The sequence below is a fragment of the Pseudomonas sp. AC229 genome, from assembly GCF_979254655.1.
Genome location: NZ_CEEDHK010000079.1, coordinates 1 through 248, shown reverse-complemented (window position 1 = coordinate 248; position 248 = coordinate 1). Strand labels below are relative to the sequence as shown.

At 65.3% G+C, this 248-nt stretch carries 2 protein-coding genes; both read right to left on the bottom strand.

Features of this window, described 5'->3' with window-relative positions:
* A partial coding sequence (locus AC0IW7_RS24925; RefSeq protein ID WP_471821530.1) for an RES family NAD+ phosphorylase occupies positions 1-141 on the bottom strand: 141 nt, incomplete at its 3' end.
* Positions 141-245, bottom strand: coding sequence for an antitoxin Xre/MbcA/ParS toxin-binding domain-containing protein (locus AC0IW7_RS24920; protein WP_471821529.1), 105 nt, complete (start codon positions 243-245; stop codon positions 141-143). The genes AC0IW7_RS24920 and AC0IW7_RS24925, both read right to left, overlap by 1 nt.
* Positions 246-248 lie beyond the last annotated feature (3 nt).

Sequence of the window (248 nt, the reverse complement as noted above, 5' to 3'; positions counted from 1 at the left end):
TTCCAATACGCAGGTGGACGAATCCAGGGCCAGATAAATGGCCGGCACGGCTTGCTCGTTCCAGCGCCCGCCTTCCTTGGCGGCGCCCATGCCGTCAAAGTTGTGTGCCCATGTCGCAGTGCACAGTCGCCACGCCCGCATCAGACCACGCCACCGTATTCAATCGCGCGCAATCCCCGGCGCACCTGGGCGGCGCTGATGTCGTTGTCGCATAACGACAGCGGCGCCTGGCCGCCCAGGGCCACGTT